Origin of the sequence: Providencia sp. wls1914 (assembly GCF_009706645.1) — a bacterium.
GTDB classification, from domain to species: Bacteria; Pseudomonadota; Gammaproteobacteria; order Enterobacterales; family Enterobacteriaceae; genus Providencia; species Providencia zhijiangensis.
This window is the reverse complement of the sequence record NZ_WLUN01000003.1, coordinates 173,572-192,440: the sequence shown is the minus strand read 5'-3', so window position 1 is coordinate 192,440 and position 18,869 is coordinate 173,572. Positions and strand designations below refer to the sequence as shown.

Annotated in this window: 19 protein-coding genes and 2 pseudogenes; 12 read left to right on the top strand and 9 right to left on the bottom strand. The window is 42.3% G+C overall.

Going from position 1 to position 18,869, the window contains the following annotated elements:
* Positions 1 to 80 precede the first annotated feature (80 nt).
* The 11 genes and pseudogenes from GKR74_RS01755 (at position 81) to GKR74_RS01705 (ending at position 8,233) form a co-directional block, all read left to right on the top strand.
* Positions 81 to 353 carry a helix-turn-helix domain-containing protein gene (locus tag GKR74_RS01755; RefSeq protein ID WP_154602269.1) on the top strand — a complete coding sequence of 91 codons (273 nt, stop codon included), beginning with the start codon at positions 81 to 83 and terminating at the stop codon, positions 351 to 353.
* A 94-nt stretch (positions 354 to 447) separates the two neighbouring features.
* Entirely contained in the window at positions 448 to 705 is a 258-nt protein-coding gene (locus GKR74_RS01750; protein WP_230089111.1) for a helix-turn-helix domain-containing protein, read from the top strand.
* 590 nt (positions 706 to 1,295) lie between these two features.
* Positions 1,296 to 1,826 (top strand): fimbrial protein, encoded by a 531-nt coding sequence (locus GKR74_RS01745; RefSeq protein ID WP_154602267.1) that lies wholly within the window; start codon positions 1,296 to 1,298, stop codon positions 1,824 to 1,826.
* A gap of 59 nt (positions 1,827 to 1,885) precedes the next feature.
* Positions 1,886 to 2,557 (top strand): fimbrial biogenesis chaperone, encoded by a 672-nt coding sequence (locus GKR74_RS01740; RefSeq protein WP_154602266.1) that lies wholly within the window; start codon positions 1,886 to 1,888, stop codon positions 2,555 to 2,557.
* A gap of 24 nt (positions 2,558 to 2,581) precedes the next feature.
* Positions 2,582 to 5,074 (top strand): fimbria/pilus outer membrane usher protein, encoded by a 2,493-nt coding sequence (locus tag GKR74_RS01735; RefSeq protein WP_154602265.1) that lies wholly within the window; start codon positions 2,582 to 2,584, stop codon positions 5,072 to 5,074.
* 12 nt (positions 5,075 to 5,086) lie between these two features.
* Positions 5,087 to 6,064 (top strand): fimbrial protein, encoded by a 978-nt coding sequence (locus GKR74_RS01730; RefSeq protein ID WP_154602264.1) that lies wholly within the window; start codon positions 5,087 to 5,089, stop codon positions 6,062 to 6,064.
* Between the two features lie 9 nt (positions 6,065 to 6,073).
* On the top strand, positions 6,074 to 6,580 hold the full coding sequence (locus GKR74_RS01725) for a fimbrial protein (protein ID WP_154602263.1): 507 nt from the start codon (positions 6,074 to 6,076) through the stop codon (positions 6,578 to 6,580).
* A 10-nt stretch (positions 6,581 to 6,590) separates the two neighbouring features.
* Entirely contained in the window at positions 6,591 to 7,085 is a 495-nt protein-coding gene (locus tag GKR74_RS01720) for a fimbrial protein (RefSeq protein ID WP_154602262.1), read from the top strand.
* Positions 7,086 to 7,124: 39 nt separating this feature from the next.
* Entirely contained in the window at positions 7,125 to 7,385 is a 261-nt protein-coding gene (locus GKR74_RS01715) for a helix-turn-helix domain-containing protein (RefSeq protein ID WP_154602261.1), read from the top strand.
* A 185-nt stretch (positions 7,386 to 7,570) separates the two neighbouring features.
* Positions 7,571 to 7,798 (top strand): helix-turn-helix domain-containing protein, encoded by a 228-nt coding sequence (locus GKR74_RS01710; protein ID WP_154602260.1) that lies wholly within the window; start codon positions 7,571 to 7,573, stop codon positions 7,796 to 7,798.
* A gap of 72 nt (positions 7,799 to 7,870) precedes the next feature.
* Positions 7,871 to 8,233 (top strand): annotated as a pseudogene (locus GKR74_RS01705) (helix-turn-helix domain-containing protein).
* Here GKR74_RS01705 and GKR74_RS01700 read toward each other — a convergent pair.
* Complete coding sequence (locus GKR74_RS01700) at positions 8,228 to 9,118, bottom strand: LysR substrate-binding domain-containing protein (protein ID WP_154602259.1); 891 nt, start codon at positions 9,116 to 9,118, stop codon at positions 8,228 to 8,230. The pseudogene GKR74_RS01705 and the gene GKR74_RS01700 overlap by 6 nt on opposite strands.
* A gap of 154 nt (positions 9,119 to 9,272) precedes the next feature.
* Here GKR74_RS01700 and ampC point away from each other — a divergent pair, with 154 nt between their 5' ends.
* The gene (gene ampC, locus GKR74_RS01695) at positions 9,273 to 10,415 is read left to right on the top strand and encodes a class C beta-lactamase (RefSeq protein WP_154602258.1); all 1,143 of its coding nucleotides are present in this window, start codon (positions 9,273 to 9,275) and stop codon (positions 10,413 to 10,415) included.
* A gap of 212 nt (positions 10,416 to 10,627) precedes the next feature.
* On the opposite strand, the gene hemN is transcribed toward ampC, so the two are convergent.
* The 8 genes and pseudogenes from hemN to pstB all read right to left on the bottom strand — a co-directional run.
* Positions 10,628 to 12,001, bottom strand: a complete 1,374-nt coding sequence (gene hemN, locus GKR74_RS01690; protein ID WP_154602257.1) for an oxygen-independent coproporphyrinogen III oxidase — start codon at positions 11,999 to 12,001, stop codon at positions 10,628 to 10,630.
* A gap of 215 nt (positions 12,002 to 12,216) precedes the next feature.
* Entirely contained in the window at positions 12,217 to 12,735 is a 519-nt protein-coding gene (gene yihI, locus GKR74_RS01685) for a Der GTPase-activating protein YihI (RefSeq protein ID WP_154602256.1), read from the bottom strand.
* Positions 12,736 to 13,121: 386 nt separating this feature from the next.
* On the bottom strand, positions 13,122 to 14,456 hold the full coding sequence (locus tag GKR74_RS01680) for an NCS2 family permease (protein ID WP_154602255.1): 1,335 nt from the start codon (positions 14,454 to 14,456) through the stop codon (positions 13,122 to 13,124).
* A gap of 227 nt (positions 14,457 to 14,683) precedes the next feature.
* On the bottom strand, positions 14,684 to 15,436 hold the full coding sequence (locus GKR74_RS01675; RefSeq protein ID WP_154602254.1) for an amino acid ABC transporter permease: 753 nt from the start codon (positions 15,434 to 15,436) through the stop codon (positions 14,684 to 14,686).
* A 1-nt stretch (position 15,437) separates the two neighbouring features.
* Positions 15,438 to 16,190, bottom strand: a complete 753-nt coding sequence (locus tag GKR74_RS01670; protein WP_154602253.1) for an amino acid ABC transporter permease — start codon at positions 16,188 to 16,190, stop codon at positions 15,438 to 15,440.
* Positions 16,191 to 16,264: 74 nt separating this feature from the next.
* Positions 16,265 to 17,104, bottom strand: a complete 840-nt coding sequence (locus tag GKR74_RS01665) for an ABC transporter substrate-binding protein (RefSeq protein ID WP_036948477.1) — start codon at positions 17,102 to 17,104, stop codon at positions 16,265 to 16,267.
* Between the two features lie 240 nt (positions 17,105 to 17,344).
* Positions 17,345 to 18,076 carry a phosphate signaling complex protein PhoU gene (gene phoU / locus GKR74_RS01660; protein WP_006663093.1) on the bottom strand — a complete coding sequence of 244 codons (732 nt, stop codon included), beginning with the start codon at positions 18,074 to 18,076 and terminating at the stop codon, positions 17,345 to 17,347.
* 16 nt (positions 18,077 to 18,092) lie between these two features.
* Positions 18,093 to 18,866 (bottom strand): annotated as a pseudogene (pstB, locus tag GKR74_RS01655) (phosphate ABC transporter ATP-binding protein PstB); the annotation flags it as partial.
* Positions 18,867 to 18,869: the final 3 nt, after the last annotated feature.

Below are 18,869 nucleotides of genomic sequence, written 5' to 3'. Positions count from 1 at the left end.
ATATATCTTTGAGGTAGTAATTCTCATTTGCATTTTGTTGACTAAATTAACAATCGCAAATACTAAAAGGAGATTAAATAATGGAAAATAGCTATCCGGTTTCAGAGGTAATTGGATATAAAATACGAAAATTACGTAAAGAAAAAGGGCTATCCCTACTCGCTGTAGCTCAATCGGTTGGAATTAGTGAACAGCAACAGCTTCGTTATGAACGTGGGAATAATCGAATATCGATTGATCGGCTCAAACAATATGCTATTTATTTCAATATTAATATTGATAACTTCTTTTTATTTAGTGAACAGGACAAAGAAAAAATAAAGAAAAAGATTAAAAGAGCACCAAATATATAGTATTTTCACTTAATCAATATTGGTCAATATAATGAAAAAGAAAACCTCCAAAATTGTTGGAGCTCGCATTCGTTCATTCAGAAAAGAACGAAATATGAGCATTCAACAATTAAGCAAATTACTGGGCATTAGCCAACAGCACCATTCCCGCCATGAGCTGGGTGATATGCGTATTCATGTTGATACCTTATATTCCATCGCTGAAATTTTAGACGTTGATATTAAAGAATTAGTCTGTGACGGTACTGAACAAGAAGATGATTTTAATTATGTCTGTAAGGCTGATCGCAGCCTTCGCTATCAGGCCGAATCGTTGATTTCACCAGAGCAAGATTTTTCACTGTTTAAATAATGCTTAATTTACCTACCGGCATCTTTTTTATCACTGATACTGGTAGGTACAATTTTAAAGTGTTTCTGGCCAACATTAACAAAAACAACTCCCATTAATGACAGACTAAAATTTATAATCATTTAGGCTATTTCGGTATAGATACTCATTCTAATACTAATTTCGATATTCTTATTTAGAATATTAAGTTTTATTTTTCATTTTTAGATAATACATATTTGTCACTAGTAATAAAACCACACTTTCCCCTCAAACTTTACGTTTAAATAATCTCCATATGCGAGATAGTTTATAGTTTAAAATCATCAAATAAGTATTTTTAGTTTTATATTGTTATTTTACTTTGGTTTAAATAAATGAAATTCAATAAAAATGCCTTATTTAAATAATGATACCAAACGCTAGCGCATAGTGTGTTTATATAAGAATTAATAATAACAAATTAAAAATATTGTTATTAAAATTCAAAATACCCCTGTCTTGTTTATTTATAAAAATAGTCACAAAATACTCGTGCTTTGTGTAGATAAGCAAATTTATATATTCCCCAAATTAAATTGAATATCGAATTAAGTTTCGGAGAGTAAAAAATGAAAAAACACGTCATTGCATCTTTAATTGCAACGAGCACCTTATTAATTTCAGCCAATAGCTTTGCCAAAGACGGTGATATTAATTTCACTGGCGAAATTACGGATAACGCATGTCAACTTGCAGCCGGATCAGATGCTATCCAAGTGAATTTAGGAAAAGTTTCTAGAACGGCATTACCAAACACGGGTAGCACCGCCGCTGCCACTAAATTTACGATCCAACTGGAAAACTGCCCTGCGGCTGTGACCACGGCAACGGTAAAATTTGATGGCGTTTCCTATGAAGGTAACAATAACGTTCTTCAGTTAACGAACCCAAATACTTCCGGTGTCGCAACGGGTGTTGGTATCCAAATCCAAGACGTTAAAGGCTTAACCGTTCCACTGTATACCGCTTCTAGCCCATATACATTGAAAGAAACCGTTGTAAATAACTTAGATTTTACAGCGCGTTATATCGCCATGTCTGACACCGTGACCGTCGGTTTAGCTAACTCAACAGCAACCTTCACAATTAACTATAACTAATGATTAATTAAGGTTTATACGGACATAAGCCTTAATTATTACTACCCAGTGGTGGCAATATGAAAACAATTATCTCTGTCTGTATTATGTTATTTGCGCTCAGTCAGTCGGCCTATGCCGGTGTGATTATTGGGGGAACCCGCGTGATTTATCCAGAAGGGAATAAGGACGTCAGTATTAGTGTCGAAAATCCGGATAAAGTGCCCTATTTAATTCAGTCATGGATTGAAAATGCCAATGAAGGCAAGCAAACGGACTTTACCATTACGCCACCACTTTTTCGTTTAAACCAAGAAAAAACCAACGCACTACGTATTTTTTTAACCCAAAATACACTACCCAATGATAGAGAATCATTATTTTGGCTAAATATTAAAACAATCCCAGCCACTGAAAAGAAAACCGAAAATTCATTAAAAATCGCCTTTAAAACGCAGATGAAATTAATTTATCGCCCGAGTGCTATCAGTAAAGTCGATTTTGTGGAAGAGCAGAAGAAATTAACCTGGTCGAAAGACGGTCAATCAATCACCGTCAAAAATCCAACCCCTTATTACATGAATTTCCAAAGTATCAGTTTTAATGGAAAGAAAGTGAATGATGTCTCTTACGTCGCACCATTCTCCAGCAAGTCTTTTCCCTTAAATAACCCTGAACAGCACGGCACCATTAAATGGGAAGTGATTAATGATTATGGCTCAGCCAATAATCCGGCGGAAATAAAAATATAGCCTTAATGGCAATTAGGTTTATCTATGAAAATAAATAAAATATGCCTTAGCCTATTTATCGCTTTAGGCTATATTGCGACGTCCTCAGCAGAGCCAGATGCTTATTTTGACCCTGAATTTCTTGAGCTACCCAATAAAGAATCGGTGGATTTAGGGCAGTTCGAACGTAATGAACAATTGCCGGGTCAATATTATGTGGATATCTATATTAATAAGAGCCTGATAGGTTCAAAGAGTGTCAGTTTTTCCAATAATGCCAAGAAAGAGCTGGAGCCATGCCTGACGCTCAGCGATTTAAAAGAGGTGGGCGTGAAAGTTGCAGATTATCCTAATCTGCAAGCCGCAGGGAATTCGTGCGTGAATCTATCCGCGATCCCCGATGCCAAAAGTGAGTTTGAATTTGGCTCTCAACGCCTCTATTTAAGTATTCCGCAAATTGCGTTGAACATGAACCCGCGTGGCTATGTGGATCTGGCAGCGATTGATGATGGGATCAATGCTCTGTTACTCAATTACAGTTATAACGGTTCACGGACTACCGATCGCAAGAACGATAAAAACAGCAGCAATTCCAATTACGTAAACTTGCGTCCGGGGCTAAATATCGGCCCGTGGCGTCTGCGTAACTACACCACGTGGCAAAGCAGTGATGGGCAACGTAATAAATGGGATACGATGTATACCTATTTAAGCCGTAATATCAATGCGATAAAAAGCCAGCTGATTCTTGGGGATAGCACATCGCCATCGGATATTTTTGACAGTGTACCGTTTCGTGGTGCGCAGCTGGCCACCGATGATGATATGAACCCAGAAAGCTTACGTGGGTACGCGCCAGTGGTACGCGGGATTGCGCGCAGTAATGCGCAGATCACTATTCGCCAAAACGGTTACACCATTTACCAAACCGATGTAGCTGCAGGCCCGTTTGAAATTAACGACCTCTACCCCACTGGCGGTAGCGGGGATCTGTACGTCACCATCAAAGAGGCTAACGGTAGCGAGCAATATCAAATTATTCCGTATGCCTCTTTGCCGGTTTTACAACGTGAAGGGTATGTTTCCTATAGCGTAACGGGTGGGCAATATCGCAGCTATGACAGTAGCGTAGATAAAAAACCGTTCGCTCAATTTACCCTAATCTACGGTTTGCCGTGGGGGCTAACTGCCTTTGGGGGGAGCCAACTGAGTGATAAATACCAAGCCTACTCTGTGGGTGCGGGGCAAAACTTAGGACGCTTTGGGGCATTGTCTGTGGACGTGACCCACGCCAACTCCACCTTAAATAATGGCACCACCGAAAGTGGGCAATCTTACCGTTTTCGCTATAACAAAAACCTGAATGATATTGGTACCAACATCGCCCTCGCGGGATATCGTTATTCCACACAAGGCTTCTATAGCTTGGCAGAAGTGTTTGATGGCTATCGAAAAAGTGGATTTAGTCCACTGTATGAACGCCGCCGTAACCGTGGAGAAATCACCCTTAGCCAAAGTTTAGGGGATAACTGGGGTTCCTTGTCAGTAGGCTTTGTGAGCGAAGATTACTGGAACAGCGATCGTAAAACTCAATCCACCACCATTGGCTATAACAATAGCTGGAACAATATCAGTTACGGGCTGAATTACAGTTACAACAAAAATACCAACCCGAACCTGAATAGTAACGGACGCACCAAAGACGATGACCACCAATTTGCGTTTACAGTGAGTGTGCCGTTTAGCGTGTTTGAAGATACCTTCTATTACAACTTCAACACGACCAGTAGCAGCGCCAATGGTTCGTCAGGCAGTATGGGTATTTCAGCAACGCAGCTGAATAACAGCTTAAACTGGAGTGCTCAGCAAAACTTCCCAACCCGCGATTCTGGGGCTTCCGGCAACTTGAATGCCAGCTACCGTGGACAATATGGAGAAGTCATTGGGGGTACGGGTTACAGCACCAATAATTACAACCTGTACTACGGTGCTAGCGGTAGTGTGGTCGCCCATTCTGGTGGCGTGGTGCTCGGTCAGCAACTGGGTGAAACTGCGGCATTGGTGGAAATTCCCGATGCGGCTAATGTCCCGATTCTGAACCAAACCGGTATTCAAACTAACGGGCAAGGCTATGCGTTAGTGCCGTATGTCACCGCGTATCGCAGTAATGGCATCCAAATTGATACCAGTAAATTGCCGGATGATACCGAAATGGAGTTAACCACCCAAAACGTAGCACCAAGCCGTGGGGCGATTGCCAAAGCCAGCTTTAATGCCAATGTGGGCTATCGCGCTATCATGATTTTGAATTTTAAAGATGGTAAACCGGTGCCATTCGGGGCGCAGGCGATTTTCCCAGATAATAATCAACTCAATGCGATGGTAGGTAATGACGGGGAAATTTATTTGTCGGGAATGCCAGAAAGCGGTTCATTTACCATTCAATACAACGATAAACAGCAGTGCCAAGTCACGTATAACTTGGCGGGCTTACCAAATTATATTGGCTTATATAAAACCACAGCGGTTTGCCAATAAGGGAAAATAAACATGAAGAAATTACAGATTAATATCATATTATTAATATTCGGTGTAATTGGTTATTCTGAAATAGCTCGAGGTGCTTGTACACAGAATCCGCAACTTCAAGGACTCAGAGTGAGTATTCCAGCAAAAACAATTAATATCCAATATGACAATATGAGTAATAATGAAGATTTATATATCTCTTCTATCCCTTTTGGTGTTAGCGGTGCAGAAACTCATTTACCTAATGGTAGAGATTGTGGCAATTCGTATTTCTATGGAAGATACCTTTCAGGCTGGAATGTAAATAATACAACTAAAATTGCTCCCACAAATATAGATGGTATTGGTATAATAGTTTCTGCCGCTGGCATTGGCACTTTTGATACTTCTTATGGACCATCCACGACAGGTTGGAAAATACTTCATAACCAATGGGGTGTTCGATTTGTAAAAACAAAACAAGTGATAAAGTCGGACTATATTAAATCGGGTGATGTTGCCAGCTTGATAATAACAAATTCATCTCCAGCTTCAACTTGGAATGTCTCATTGCTATCTATACCTGCTAACGCAATAAAAATTAATGTTCTTAGCTGTTCATTAAAAAACAATCAAAACACTTACGATATTAATATGGGCGACTGGTATGACACTCAATTTAAAAATATTAATGATACGCAAGGTACAGTTGCTATTCCAATTGCACTAAGTTGCCTTGCTGGCACCAATATTAAAGTCACTGTTAATTCAGATAATATCGATAATGCTGCAAATGGTCGACTAGGTTTAACCGGTGCAGATAAAGCGACAGGTATTGCAATTCAATTATTAAATAATGCAGGAACGCCTATTGCATTAAATCAAAAATTGACTCAACAAGATAATATTGCCCAAGGCGATTATATATTCGGCTGGAAAGCCCGTTATATTAAAACGGCCGCAACAGTCACACCGGGTACGGCAAATGCCAATGCCACTGTCAATATTCGCTATGAATAGAGGTTTAAAATGAGAAAATTACTGACCACCCTACTATTCTTAAATATTTCGATAACGGCTTATGCCGCAGATACTGTCTATTTAAAATTTACCGGAAATATAAAAGCCGCAACGTGTAATTTATCTACGGGTAATAATCTGGATGTGGACTTGACCACCATTTCTTTAGATACTTTTTATACTGGAACGAAAGCTTCGGATTGGAAATTTTTTACGATTGAATTAAAAGATTGTTCCACCTATATCAATAATGTGAAGTTAACCTTCACAGGTACAGTAGATAATGCGGATGTAAACAGCCTATATAAAAATAGTGGTACCGCCACCAATATTGCTATTCAGCTACAAAGTGGCGATGGCGCAACACCGCTAGGCAATACCAAAATATTAACGGTTCCCACCAACGGGCAACCTTTAGTGAGTGTTCCCTTACGCACACGGGCATTTTCTTCCCTCGGTAATGGTACCGCTGGCACTTTATCCGCCAATATTACCGCCACTATTACCTATTTATAAGAGGCTGATAATGAAAAGAATATTATTCAGTTTACTTGGTTTCTTCGCGCTGCCAGTGATGGCAGAAAACGTCAATATCTATGTGCATGGTAATGTCGTGGTTATGCCCTGCATAGTTGAAAATACCAGCTATAACATAGAATTAGGTAAAATAAATCGCTGGAATTACCGAAACCCTGCGCAGAGCCCATGGGTAGATTTTTCTATTAAACTGGTTGATTGCCCTGTTTCAACAAAAAGCGCCAAATTCAGTGTCAATGGCACTGCTGATGCTACCGATAATAACTATTTCGTAAATACAGGCAGCTCTACAAACAGCTTGCTGCATCTGGCACAAAAAAGTAATAAAGCCACCATTAAAAATGGCAGTGCAGTAGATATAGCTATCAATAACACCACCAAAAGTGCCGAAATTCCGCTATCCGCAAGAATGATTAGCCTTCAACCCATGTTTGCACCAGGGGATTTTAAAAGCCATTTAGAATTTTCATTAACATATCAGTAATGAAAATATCAATTTAGGTAATTTGAAAAGGAGTCAATGATGCCTAAATATTATCCTGTTTCCCGAATTATTGGCAATAAAATAACTTATTATCGAAAAATGAATGGATTATCCCTTTACGATATTGCCAAAATGATTAATGTTAGCGAGCAGCAACAATCTCGTTATGAACGAGGTATTAATCGTATTAATTTGGATAGACTTAATCAGTATGCGGAAATATTCAATATTGATTTATTAGATTTTTTTAACTTGAGTGAACATGAAACTAAAAATATAAAAATACATTTTAATAGATAATCTAATATCGATAGTTATCAAATAAAAGACAACAAGAGAAATTTTCATTTATTGACCTAGATCTATAGTTTCACCTGAGAATTAATGCTAGGTTAATAATCATATTGAGCTTATTAGGCTTAATAAATCATCTAATTAAGATTGATTTATTTCTATGTATTCACTTATTCACAGAGAGGCTCAATATGTCTAAAAATTATCTCATATCTAAAATGGTCGGTAGTAAAATTATTTATTATCGCAAAATGAATGGAATCACATTACGGGAGCTTGCAAATACCATTGGTGTTAGCGAGCAGCAGCAGTCACGTTATGAAAGAGGGGTTAATAGAATTAATTTAGATAGATTATGGCAATATGCGGATTATTTTGAAATTGGTATAAAAGACCTTTTAGATATCAATGAAAAATAAGTATTTCGATATATTCTATTTCTATAAAAATCTAATTAACTCTCATAATAAATATACCTAGGAGTTAACGATATGGAGAAAATTGTATCAAAATCTGTCGGTTTAAAAATAAGAGCGCTAAGAGATAGCCACGGAATCAGTGGAAAACAACTGAGCGAACAAATGGGGATCAGCCAGCAACATTTATCTCGCTACGAAAATGGCGATGTGAATATTCATGTGGACACGCTCTACCATTTTTCACTTATTTTCTCGGTCGATCCTGCCTATTTCTTTGCGGAGTTTAATGAAATAACTGGCAGCCGCGAGGAGCAAGACCATAAAAAAAGTTACTACGCGGCCGAATCTGTGGTTTTCTGAGTTCATACTCCCTACAATCTACCTAATTTCACGGTCGGTGCTTTAGACTTTAAGCACCGATTTATCGCTCTATAAGGTGTTCCCATTTTTTGATTCCTCAAGTAACCATTGCTGGAAAATAGTCATAGCTGGCGTCATCGGTTTGGATTTTAATCGACTCAGCCAATAACCCCCGAGGGTCACGGAAATATCAAATGGCTGCACCAAATCCCCAGCTCTGAGTTCCCGCTCAAACATGCAACTTGGGGCTATGGCAATACCGTCCATCAGTAAAGCCGCTTCGACCATTAAACGGGAAGAATCAAAAACAGGCCCTTTCACGCGCCACGGTTCCACATTTGCCGCTAAAAACCATTTTTCCCATTCATCTTTACGATAAGAGCGCATCAACGGAAAATTTTGTAAATCAATAGGATGCTTAAGTTTATGCGCGACCTTTTCAGCACAAAGCACCGTATGCGGTGCAGAAAATAACGGCGTATTTTCCACTAACGGCCAAAGCCCTTCCCCAAACCGAATCGCGAAATCCACGCCCTCACCGGCTAAATTCACCACGTTATTGTGGGTCATAATACGCAGATCAATATAAGGATAGAGGTCGGAAAAACGCGATAAACGCGGTAATAACCAACCCACTGCAAAGGTACCCACCACAGAAACATTCAGAACTTCATGATAATGGCCATCTTCGAATTGCTGCAATAATGATTCGATTTGGTCGAAAGATCGGCTAACGACAGGCAATAATGCCAAACCTTCATCAGTTAGCGCCAGCCCTCTTGGCAAGCGAATAAATAGCTCTAAGCCTAATTGTTCTTCCAGCGCACGAACTTGCTGGCTTACCGCTGCCTGAGTGACGTTTAACTCCATACCTGCTCGAGTAAAGCTTAGATGGCGCGCTGATGCCTCAAAAGCTCTAAGTGCATTGAGGGGTAAACGGTAGCGAGCATTTTCAGCCATAAGATTTTCTTTTACCTCATCGAATTTTATATCGTTTCAACTCATGCAAAAAAAGCCGCATACTCCGACACCAGAATCACACTCCCTTTGATATGTGACCACTTTTTGCTTGTCACTCATCATAACTAAAACTTTTATTTAAATGGATATCTGTATGAAAAATCTTTTTCGTCGCGGACGGCTGCTTATCGCCCTGAGTTTGGCATTTACCTCACTATCTAGCGCGGCATTAACGCAATCAGATGTGGACAGCATTATTAAACCGTTGATGAAACAACAGCAGATTCCGGGGATGTCCGTTGCCATTTCAGTAGATGGTGAACATTTTATTTATCACTATGGCGTACAGTCTAAACAAACCAAGGTGCCTGTAAGCAACAATACGTTGTACGAAATCGGTTCATTATCAAAGACCTTTACCGCTACGCTTGCCGCCTATGCTCAAGGGCAAGGTAAGTTAGATTTTGCACAAACCGTCAGCCATTATTTGCCTGAATTAAAAAATAGTGCATTTGATAAAGTGACTGTGATGAATCTGGCGACTCACACTTCGGGCTTATCGCTATTTGTACCGGATGCAGTAACTAACCGCGCAGAGCTAATCCATTATTATCAGCAGTGGTCCCCTGTAAAACCTATCGGTGAATACCGTTCTTACTCCAATCTTGGTGTGGGTTTATTAGGCATGGTTACCGCTAAACAACTTAATCAGTCATTCCCAAATGCGATGGAAAAGATGATGTTACCGGCTTTGGGCATGAAGCATACTTATTTACAGGTACCGCAAAATCAGCAAAAAAATTATGCTCAAGGGTATAACAAGCAGCATCAGCCGGTGCGTGTGACGCCGCAAATTTTAGATAATGAAGCATATGGTTTGAAGTCTAATGCGAAGGATTTGATCCACTTTTTAGATATTAATATGCAAGTGGCCAACGTAGCGAAACCGTGGCAAGAAGCGGTGGAAGATACACATGCTGGCGTGTATATGACGGATTCGTTTGTGCAAGATTTGATGTGGGAAAGTTACCCGTGGCCAGTTTCACTCGCCCAGTTACAACAGGGTAACCGTGATGATATGGCACTGAAACCGCAAAAAGTGGACGCCATTCAGCCACCAATGCCACCAGAATCCCGCGCGCTGTATAACAAAACTGGCTCCACCGGCGGATTCGCCACCTACGCGGTATTTATCCCCGAGGAAAAAATCGCCGTGGTGCTGCTCTCCAACCAGTGGTACCCAATCCCTGAGCGCATCAACACCGCCTACCAGCTGATCGAAAAAGTGAAACACTAACCCAGTGAAATATGCAGAATGTGGAATGTTCTAAATAACTATATGGCGAAAAGTTAATACTCAAAATAGTCATATGCCAAGCATCCAATGTTCTAAATAATTCACGTTGTGGCTAGGCGTCAAACGAGGTTATCTCGGGGAGCATACAAAAGTATGTGACCCGAGTGACCGAGAGCAGACAACAAAGCCACGGCGTGAAGTATGACGAACATTTAGATGACGCGAGAAAATTGGTGTAATCTCATTTGACTTCGTAGGTAAACATCAAAACACATACACACATTACGAATCAACAAACGCCCGCGTGGCGTGACTTTTATCCCTTTCTCACTGACTTCCACCAGCCCATCTTCTGCCATTGGTTTGAGCAGTTCTAGGTCTTCTTTAAAATAGGTTTTGAAGTCAATTGGGTAGAGCGCTTCAATTTGCGCAAAGTTCAATTGGAAGTTGCAGATCAATGTTTTGATCACATCGCGGCGCAGGCAGTCGTCGTCGGTTAACACCAAGCCACGCCATAGGGCATGCCCCTTTTCTTCCACTTGCGCGTAGTAAGTTTTTAAATCTTTCTGATTTTGAGCGTAGTTATCGCCGAGCATACTTATTGCCGATACCCCTAACCCTAATAAATCGCAATCCCCTTGGGTGGTATAACCTTGGAAATTACGATGTAAAATCCCTTCTCGCTGTGCCACTGCCAGTTCATCTTCCGGGCGAGCAAAGTGATCCATCCCGATAAATTGATAACCGCCGGATGTCAGCGTTGCGATAGTATCTTGCAAAATATCCAGTTTTTGCTCTGCTGTTGGCAGGTCTTCATCTTTGATTTTACGCTGTGCTGCAAATAAATTCGGTAAATGTGCATAGTTGAAAACGCTTAAACGATCGGGAGCGAGTTCCGCCACTTTTTTCAATGTAAACGCGAAGCTTTCAGGGGTTTGTTTTGGTAAACCATAAATTAGGTCGATACTGGTTGAAGTGAAGCCAGTCTCTTTGGCACGTTTAATGAGCGCAAAAATAAACTCTTCATCTTGCTCGCGGTTAACTAGAACTTGCACTTCTTTATTAAAATCTTGAACGCCCATGCTTAGGCGGTTAAAGCCTTCGCTGCGCAGGTGGTCAATCATGTCGAGTTCGATTTCACGGGGATCGACTTCAATGGACATCTCCGCATCCGGCGCAAAATGAAAATGTTTTTTCAGCAAGCCAACTAAATGACTCACTTGCGCCTTGTCTAGATACGTTGGTGTACCGCCGCCCCAATGCATTTGGGTGACAGTGCGGTTTTTGAGTAATGCAGCACGCTGGATAATTTCTTTTTCAATGACTTGTAGATACTCATCCGCTTTATGCTTTTGGCGAGTGACTAGCTTATTACAGCCGCAGAAATAGCACAGTTTGTGGCAAAACGGGATATGCACATACAGAGACAAAGGACGGTCAGGATAACGCTGGGTTGCCTCAATAAAAGCCTGTTCGTTGTAGTCTTGATTAAACTCTAAGGCTGTTGGATAAGAGGTATAGCGCGGGCCTGAATAGTTATATTTCTGGATGAGAGAGAGATCCCAAACAATATTTTGCTCTGACATTGATATTCCTTAATTGACCACAAGCTCGAAAGCATCACTGTTAATTATATCTCTTTAGATTATTTTTTAGCGATTTATGTAAAGAGTCTATACCGCAAAGATTATAGCGATGTTAGAAAATACAGATCCGATGCAACATCAAAGAAAAGGAAGATAGGCGAGAAATTAAGCAGAATTCCTCCCGCTTAGCACGGGAGGAACGAATAGAGAGGAAATTATTTACTTTTTAAGATGCGCATAATGTCATCAAATTTCTCTTCTTCCTCTTCATCACCGTCTTCGTCCGCATATTCGATACCGAGGATATTCATCAGTTCATCGATGCGATCTAAGCAGGTATCAACATATTGTTGCTCTTGCGCAGTGATGGTTTCGCCATCTTCCAGACGTGCCAGAATCGCATCTAAGCGATCGTTACTTTCCAGCATTTCCAGTTCTTTTTCTGGTGTCAGTTTTTCTTTAGCAACAGGCTTTTCTTTCACGACAGGACGCGCAACTGGCTGGTTACTTTCAACCACCAGTGGAATTGGTTTTTTACTACCAATACGTGGGTCAGCCTGAACATTTTGCCCATTTTTTTGACCATTCGAAGCACCGTCTTGGTTACGGCTACCAGACTTATGCCCGCGATGTTTTTTCTCGCGTTTACGCTCACGGCCTTCTGCGTTGAGCTCTTCTTTTGTCTTACGGTATTTTTTCTTCGTTTTTGCGGTCGGTTTTTTCGGTGAATTCATGGTTTGCTACCTTGATAAAATCAGTTTCTGCGGCGGAATCTAGCAGGATCCCTTAAGCAGCGAAAGCACTACTTTGCAATTTAGGTGAATTTTATCTCACTTTGCATTCGCAACAGTACTTTAATGATTATACCTTAAATAATTTGAGTTGCATGCAAGCAACAAAAAGGGAAGCTCGTTGAAGGGTCTTGCACTCAGAATAGAGATTTATGTTTTGAGCGATATTTAAATAATTCAAGTTGCCTATGTTGTCCAATGCTCTAAATAGTTTGTGCTGTAGCAAGGCGGCAAGAGTTGCTAATCCCTAGGAGCATACACGAGTATGTGACTAGGGTTAGCAACTGAAGCCAACGCTGCTACAGTGCAAAATATGACGAGCATTAATATTAGGCGTCGATCCAGATCATCTTAAATAAGAACATCGCCGCGACAAGGATCACACACAGACCCAGGTCACGCCAGCGTCCTGTACCAATCTTCATCGCACAGTACGCAATAAACCCTAGCGCAATACCTTCTGTAATCGAGAAGCTAAATGGCATCATGACCGCAGTAATAAACGCGGGAACGGATTCCGTTAAGTCATCCCATTTCACGCGCGTTAAGCTTGAAGTCATCAGAACGCCAACATAAATCAGCGCGCCTGCGGTTGCATAAGCAGGAACCATGCCTGCCAGCGGAGAGATAAACATCGTCAACAGGAATAACACACCGACGACAATCGCGGTTAAACCTGTACGACCGCCCACCGATACCCCTGAAGAACTTTCGATATACGCCGTTACGGACGAAGTCCCCATTGCGGAACCGGCTACCGAGCTTAAGCTATCCACATACAGTGCTTGTTTCATGCGAGGAAAAGTCCCGCGCTCATTGGTAATGCCAGCTTTGTCGGTTACCCCAATCATGGTGCCCGAGGAGTCAAACAAGTTTACCAACATAAAGGCAAAGATAACCCCAGAAAGTGCCAGATCCAGCGAGCCTGCAAAATCCACTTGGCCAACAACACTGGTAATGCTTGGTGGCATTGAGAAAATGCCCGTATATTTCACATCACCCAGCGCTAAGCCAATCAGCGTCGTCACGACGATAGACACCAATACTGCCGCATGAATATTACGCGCCGCTAAAATGGCAATAATGAAAAAGCCTAATGCCCCTAACCACACATTATGGTGAGTTAGGTTACCAATCGAGACTAAGGTATCTGGATTTGCGACGATAATACCGGAGTTTTTCAGTCCCATCATGGCGATAAATAGACCGATACCGCTGGTGATCCCCACACGTAAACTCAGAGGAATATTGGCGATGATCCAGTAACGAATACGGAATAACGTCAGAATAAATAAGCCCACTGCGCCCCAGAATACCGCACCCATAGCGACTTGCCATGAATAACCCATCGCCCCAACGACCACAAAGGCAAAGAAAGCGTTTAGCCCCATCGCAGGTGCAACGGCGATAGGTAAGTTAGCCAGTAAGCCCATTAAAATACTGCCGATGGCTGCGATTAAACAGGTAGTTACGAATACCGCTTTGATATCCATGCCAGCGACGGACAAAATTTGTGGGTTAACGAAAACGATATATACCATCGTCAGGAAGGTGGTGAACCCTGCAACAAGCTCTGTTCTTGCGGTGGTACCGTGTTCTTGTAATTTAAACACACGCTGAAACAGACCCTGCGATTGCGAAGAGCCAGATGATTGATTAGTCATTAAAATGCGCCTTGTCGAAATGTCATGCCCTAGATTGCCAATAGATGCGTGGTGGGCACGAAAAAAAGTTTTTTTCGGCTCATGGTACAACTAAACGATCCAAAAGAAAACGATTGCGTCATTTTAAATAAGTCACATATCCTAACTGACTGATACTGTAAATGAATATCGAGAGAGACATGGCGGTTGTCATACCGCCATTGCGGAATTTCGCCGCCTTTATGCAATTAAGAAAGCGCAATCAGCTTTTGACGGCGCCAAAACAGCCAACCGCGTTTTGCTGAACGGCTGCGCACTGCACTTTTATCACTGAGTCTTTTCGCCACTTGATTGGCAATAATTTCTACTGACAGGCACATCACAAAGTAGATAAATGCCACAAACAGGAACACTTCCAGCGGATAGATCATTTCACGGTTATTCACCTGTGTTGCTAGGAATGACAGCTCTGCCACCCCCACAATATACGCCAGAGAGGTATCTTTAATTAACGCAACCCATTGGTTAATAAAGGAAGGCACCATCATGCGTAAGGCTTGAGGTAACACCACATTCCATAACACTTGCCAGCGGTTAAACCCTAAAGATAATCCCGCATTCCATTGCCCTTGACCGATAGCTAAAATTCCCGCTTTCACGCCATGTGCTAAATAGGCTGAAGTGATCAACGCCAGTGCACATACTACCGCCGCAACGCCTGGAATTTCGGTTCCGAAGACAATCGGCAATAGAAAGTAAGTCCAAAAAATCAACATAATGACGGGAATGGCACGGAAAAACCCTAAAACAGCGGCAAAAAGGTTCATCCAGAAACCACGTAGCATCGCCAGCGCAATACCACCCAATGTGCCGAGGACAATAGAAGCCGCGCCAGCCAATATGCTCATAATTAGCGTTAGAGCGGCTCCTTCCAGTGGTCCATCAGGGTAAGCCCCAAATAGCAAATATTGCCAGTTATCCGTAATGACTGAAAAATCCATCTTATACCCCCTGAGCCAACTGACGCTGTTGTCGCCACTGACCCCAGCCTTCCATAAAGGCGATGATTGCGATGTACAGCACCGTTGCCAAACCAAATGCAGCAAATGTTTGTAATGATTGACTATCTACTTGGCGTGATACATAAGAGAGCTCCGCTACCCCGATCGCCATGGTTAATGACGAGTTTTTGACGACGTTCATGTATTGCCCCAACAGCGGCGGTAACGCGATTTTTACGGCTTGCGGTAAAATCACTAAGCGCATGGACTGCCATGAGGTCAGGCCTAAAGCGAGAGCCGCTTGTTTCTGCCCTTGGCGCACCCCTCGGATACCTGAGCGCACTTCTTCCGCAATGAAAGGTACGGTGTATAGCGTTAAGCCGACAAATCCGGCTAAAAATTCAAAGGATGGCCAGCTTAATGTTATCCCTAAAAATTCAATTTCATGAGGCGTATTCAGCCATTCCATCGCTGATTCAGGGAGGATCTCTCCCGAGGCGAAGTACCAGAAAAACAGTTGCACCAGTAGTGGCGTATTACGGAAAATCGAAATATAAACGGTCACAAACCAGCGTAGTGGTGCAATTTGACTGTCTCTTGCTGAAGCAGCAATAAAACCTAATAGCGTGGCAGCGATGATTGTACAAACCGAGATCCAGACTGTGAGCAAAAAGCCATAGCCAAACCACTCAAGGTATTGTGGTGCTAGTAGATGCGCAGACCAGAAGTCACCGCTGAAAAATTTGTCGAACATATTTCGCCTCGCTATAACTGACAACCCCTGCAACATGGCAGGGGCGTTTACTCTCACTAAACTTCATCACTAACTTAAGATTTAGGCTGTTCGCTCAATGGGGCAAATTTGAATTCACCACGTGGTTGTGCCGCCTTGGTGTCTGGACCAAACCAACGGTTGTAAATCTCGTTCGCTTTGCCTTCTTTCTCCAGTTTCAGCAAGGTGGCGTTTACGTTCTCAATTAAACGTGTTTCCCCTTTGCTCGCGCCTAACGCTTGGTACTCTTTGGTTAAGCTAAACGGTGAAATTTCAAAGTCTGCTTTCACTTTTTCTGGCAAATTACCTAGCAAGCCCACCAGCTTCGCATCATCTTGGGTAATCGCTTGAACGTTGCCATTACGCAGCGCAGCAAAGGCTTGGGGAGTGTCATCATAAGAAATCACTTTGGTATTTGGGAAACGTTCACGTAGAGTCACTTCCTGCACGGTGCCTTTATCTGCACCAATACGCAGTGGGGCGATATCTTCAGGGGTTTTCAGTACGCCTTTACGAGCGATAAATTTTTGCCCTGTTGCAAAGTCAGGAATGGAGAAATCCACCTGTTTTGCACGTTCGTCTGTGATTGTGAAGTTGGCACCAATCAGGTCAACTTTGCCGGATGTTAGCAGCGGAATGCGGTTAGCTGGGTTGGTTGGACGCAGCTCTAATTTCACGCCAAGATCATCCGCAATCGCTTGGGCGATATCGATATCATAGCCAGCGAGTTTTTTGGTTTTAGGATCAATAAATCCGAATGGGGGATTACTGTCAAAAACAGAAATACGGATCACTCCCGCTTGTTTAATATCATCTAATTTATCTGCGCTAGCGACATTCGCTGTCAGCGCCAGACCTGCAACTAAAAGTGCGGAAGTAAGAAAACGTGCTTTCATTGAATGCCCCTAACGGTAAATTTGCGTAAATTGACCATCACAAGCTATCAACTATTTCTTAGCACTTGAAATAATATTAAATAATATATTTATATCAATTTGGAATATGAATGGGCATAAAAAAAGGGGCGAAAATCCATCGGAGCGACCCCTAAAATGTTGCAGATTAAGACTCTTATCGAGCAAGAAGAAAATGAAGAAGATGAACACTGAGGTGCGGACACCCCAGTGGTTTAACAGTTACTCTTTGTTGCTGTCTTTCGAGCTAGTCAGCATTTTTTCAAGGCTGTCCCCACCCACATGGCGGAAGTCTTGCCCTTTAACATAGTAGAAAATAAATTCACAAATGTTCTGGCAACGGTCACCGATACGCTCAATGGAGCGAGCACAGAACAGCGCAGTTAAGACGCTTGGAATGGTACGCGGATCTTCCATCATGTACGTCATTAACTGACGAACAATCCCTTCGTACTCTTGGTCTACCTTTTCATCTTCACGATAAATACGGATAGCCTCTTCCAAGTCCATGCGCGCAAAAGCATCTAGCACGTCATGCAGCATTTGCACGGTATGGCGACCTAATGACTCCAAGCTCACCAATAATGGCTGGTGCTGTTGAGAGAATTTTTCCAGTGCGGTTTGGCAGATTTTATCCGCAACGTCACCGATTCTTTCCAGTTCAGCGATGGTTTTTGAGATTGCCATAATCAAACGCAAGTCGCTCGCTGTTGGCTGGCGCTTGGCGATGATTTTGACGCACTCTTCATCGATTGCCACTTCCATCATGTTAACTTTGTGGTCATTGGCAATCACTTCTCGCGCTAGGGCTTCATCCTGATTATGCATCGCAGTGATGGCCTTGGTGAGTTGCTCTTCAACTAGCCCTCCCATGGTCATCAACTCAGTATGGATATGTTCCAGTTCAGCGTTGAACTGCCCTGATATATGTTTGTTGTGGTTCAGCGTATCCATCGTCGGCTCCATATCAACCGTAGCGGCCAGTAATATAATCTTCAGTTTGTTTCATTTCAGGGGTGGTGAACATCTTGTCAGTGTTGTTAAATTCCACTAACTCACCCAAGTACATAAATGCCGTGTAATCCGAACAGCGTGCTGCTTGTTGCATGTTGTGGGTCACTATCACCACCGTGTATTCTGACTTCAATTCCGTGATCAGCTCTTCAATACGCCCCGTTGAGATTGGGTCCAGAGCAGAACATGGCTCATCGAGTAACAGAACTTCTGGGCGAATAGCGATACCACGCGCAATACACAGACGCTGTTGCTGACCACCAGAGAGGCTGTAGCCGCTTTGGTGAAGTTTGTCTTTGGTTTCATTCCACAGTGCCGCTTTTGTCAGTGCCCACTGCACACGCTCGTCCATTTCGACGCGGGACAGCTTTTCAAACAGACGCACACCGAACGCGATATTGTCGTAGATAGACATTGGGAATGGCGTTGGTTTTTGGAACACCATACCGACTTTCGCACGTAATAACGCGATGTCTTGTTTGTCAGTCAGGATGTTTTGACCATCCAGTAAAATTTCGCCTTCAGCACGTTGCTCGCCATACAGTTCGTACATTTTGTTGAAGGTGCGCAGCAGCGTGGATTTACCACAACCTGATGGGCCGATAAACGCGGTCACTTTGTTCTTTTCAATGTCTAAAGAGATATTCTTCAGCGCGTGAAACTTTCCATAGTAGAAGTTAAGGTCACGAACTTTAATTTTACTGTTTGCAATATCGTTTGCATTAATCATGGC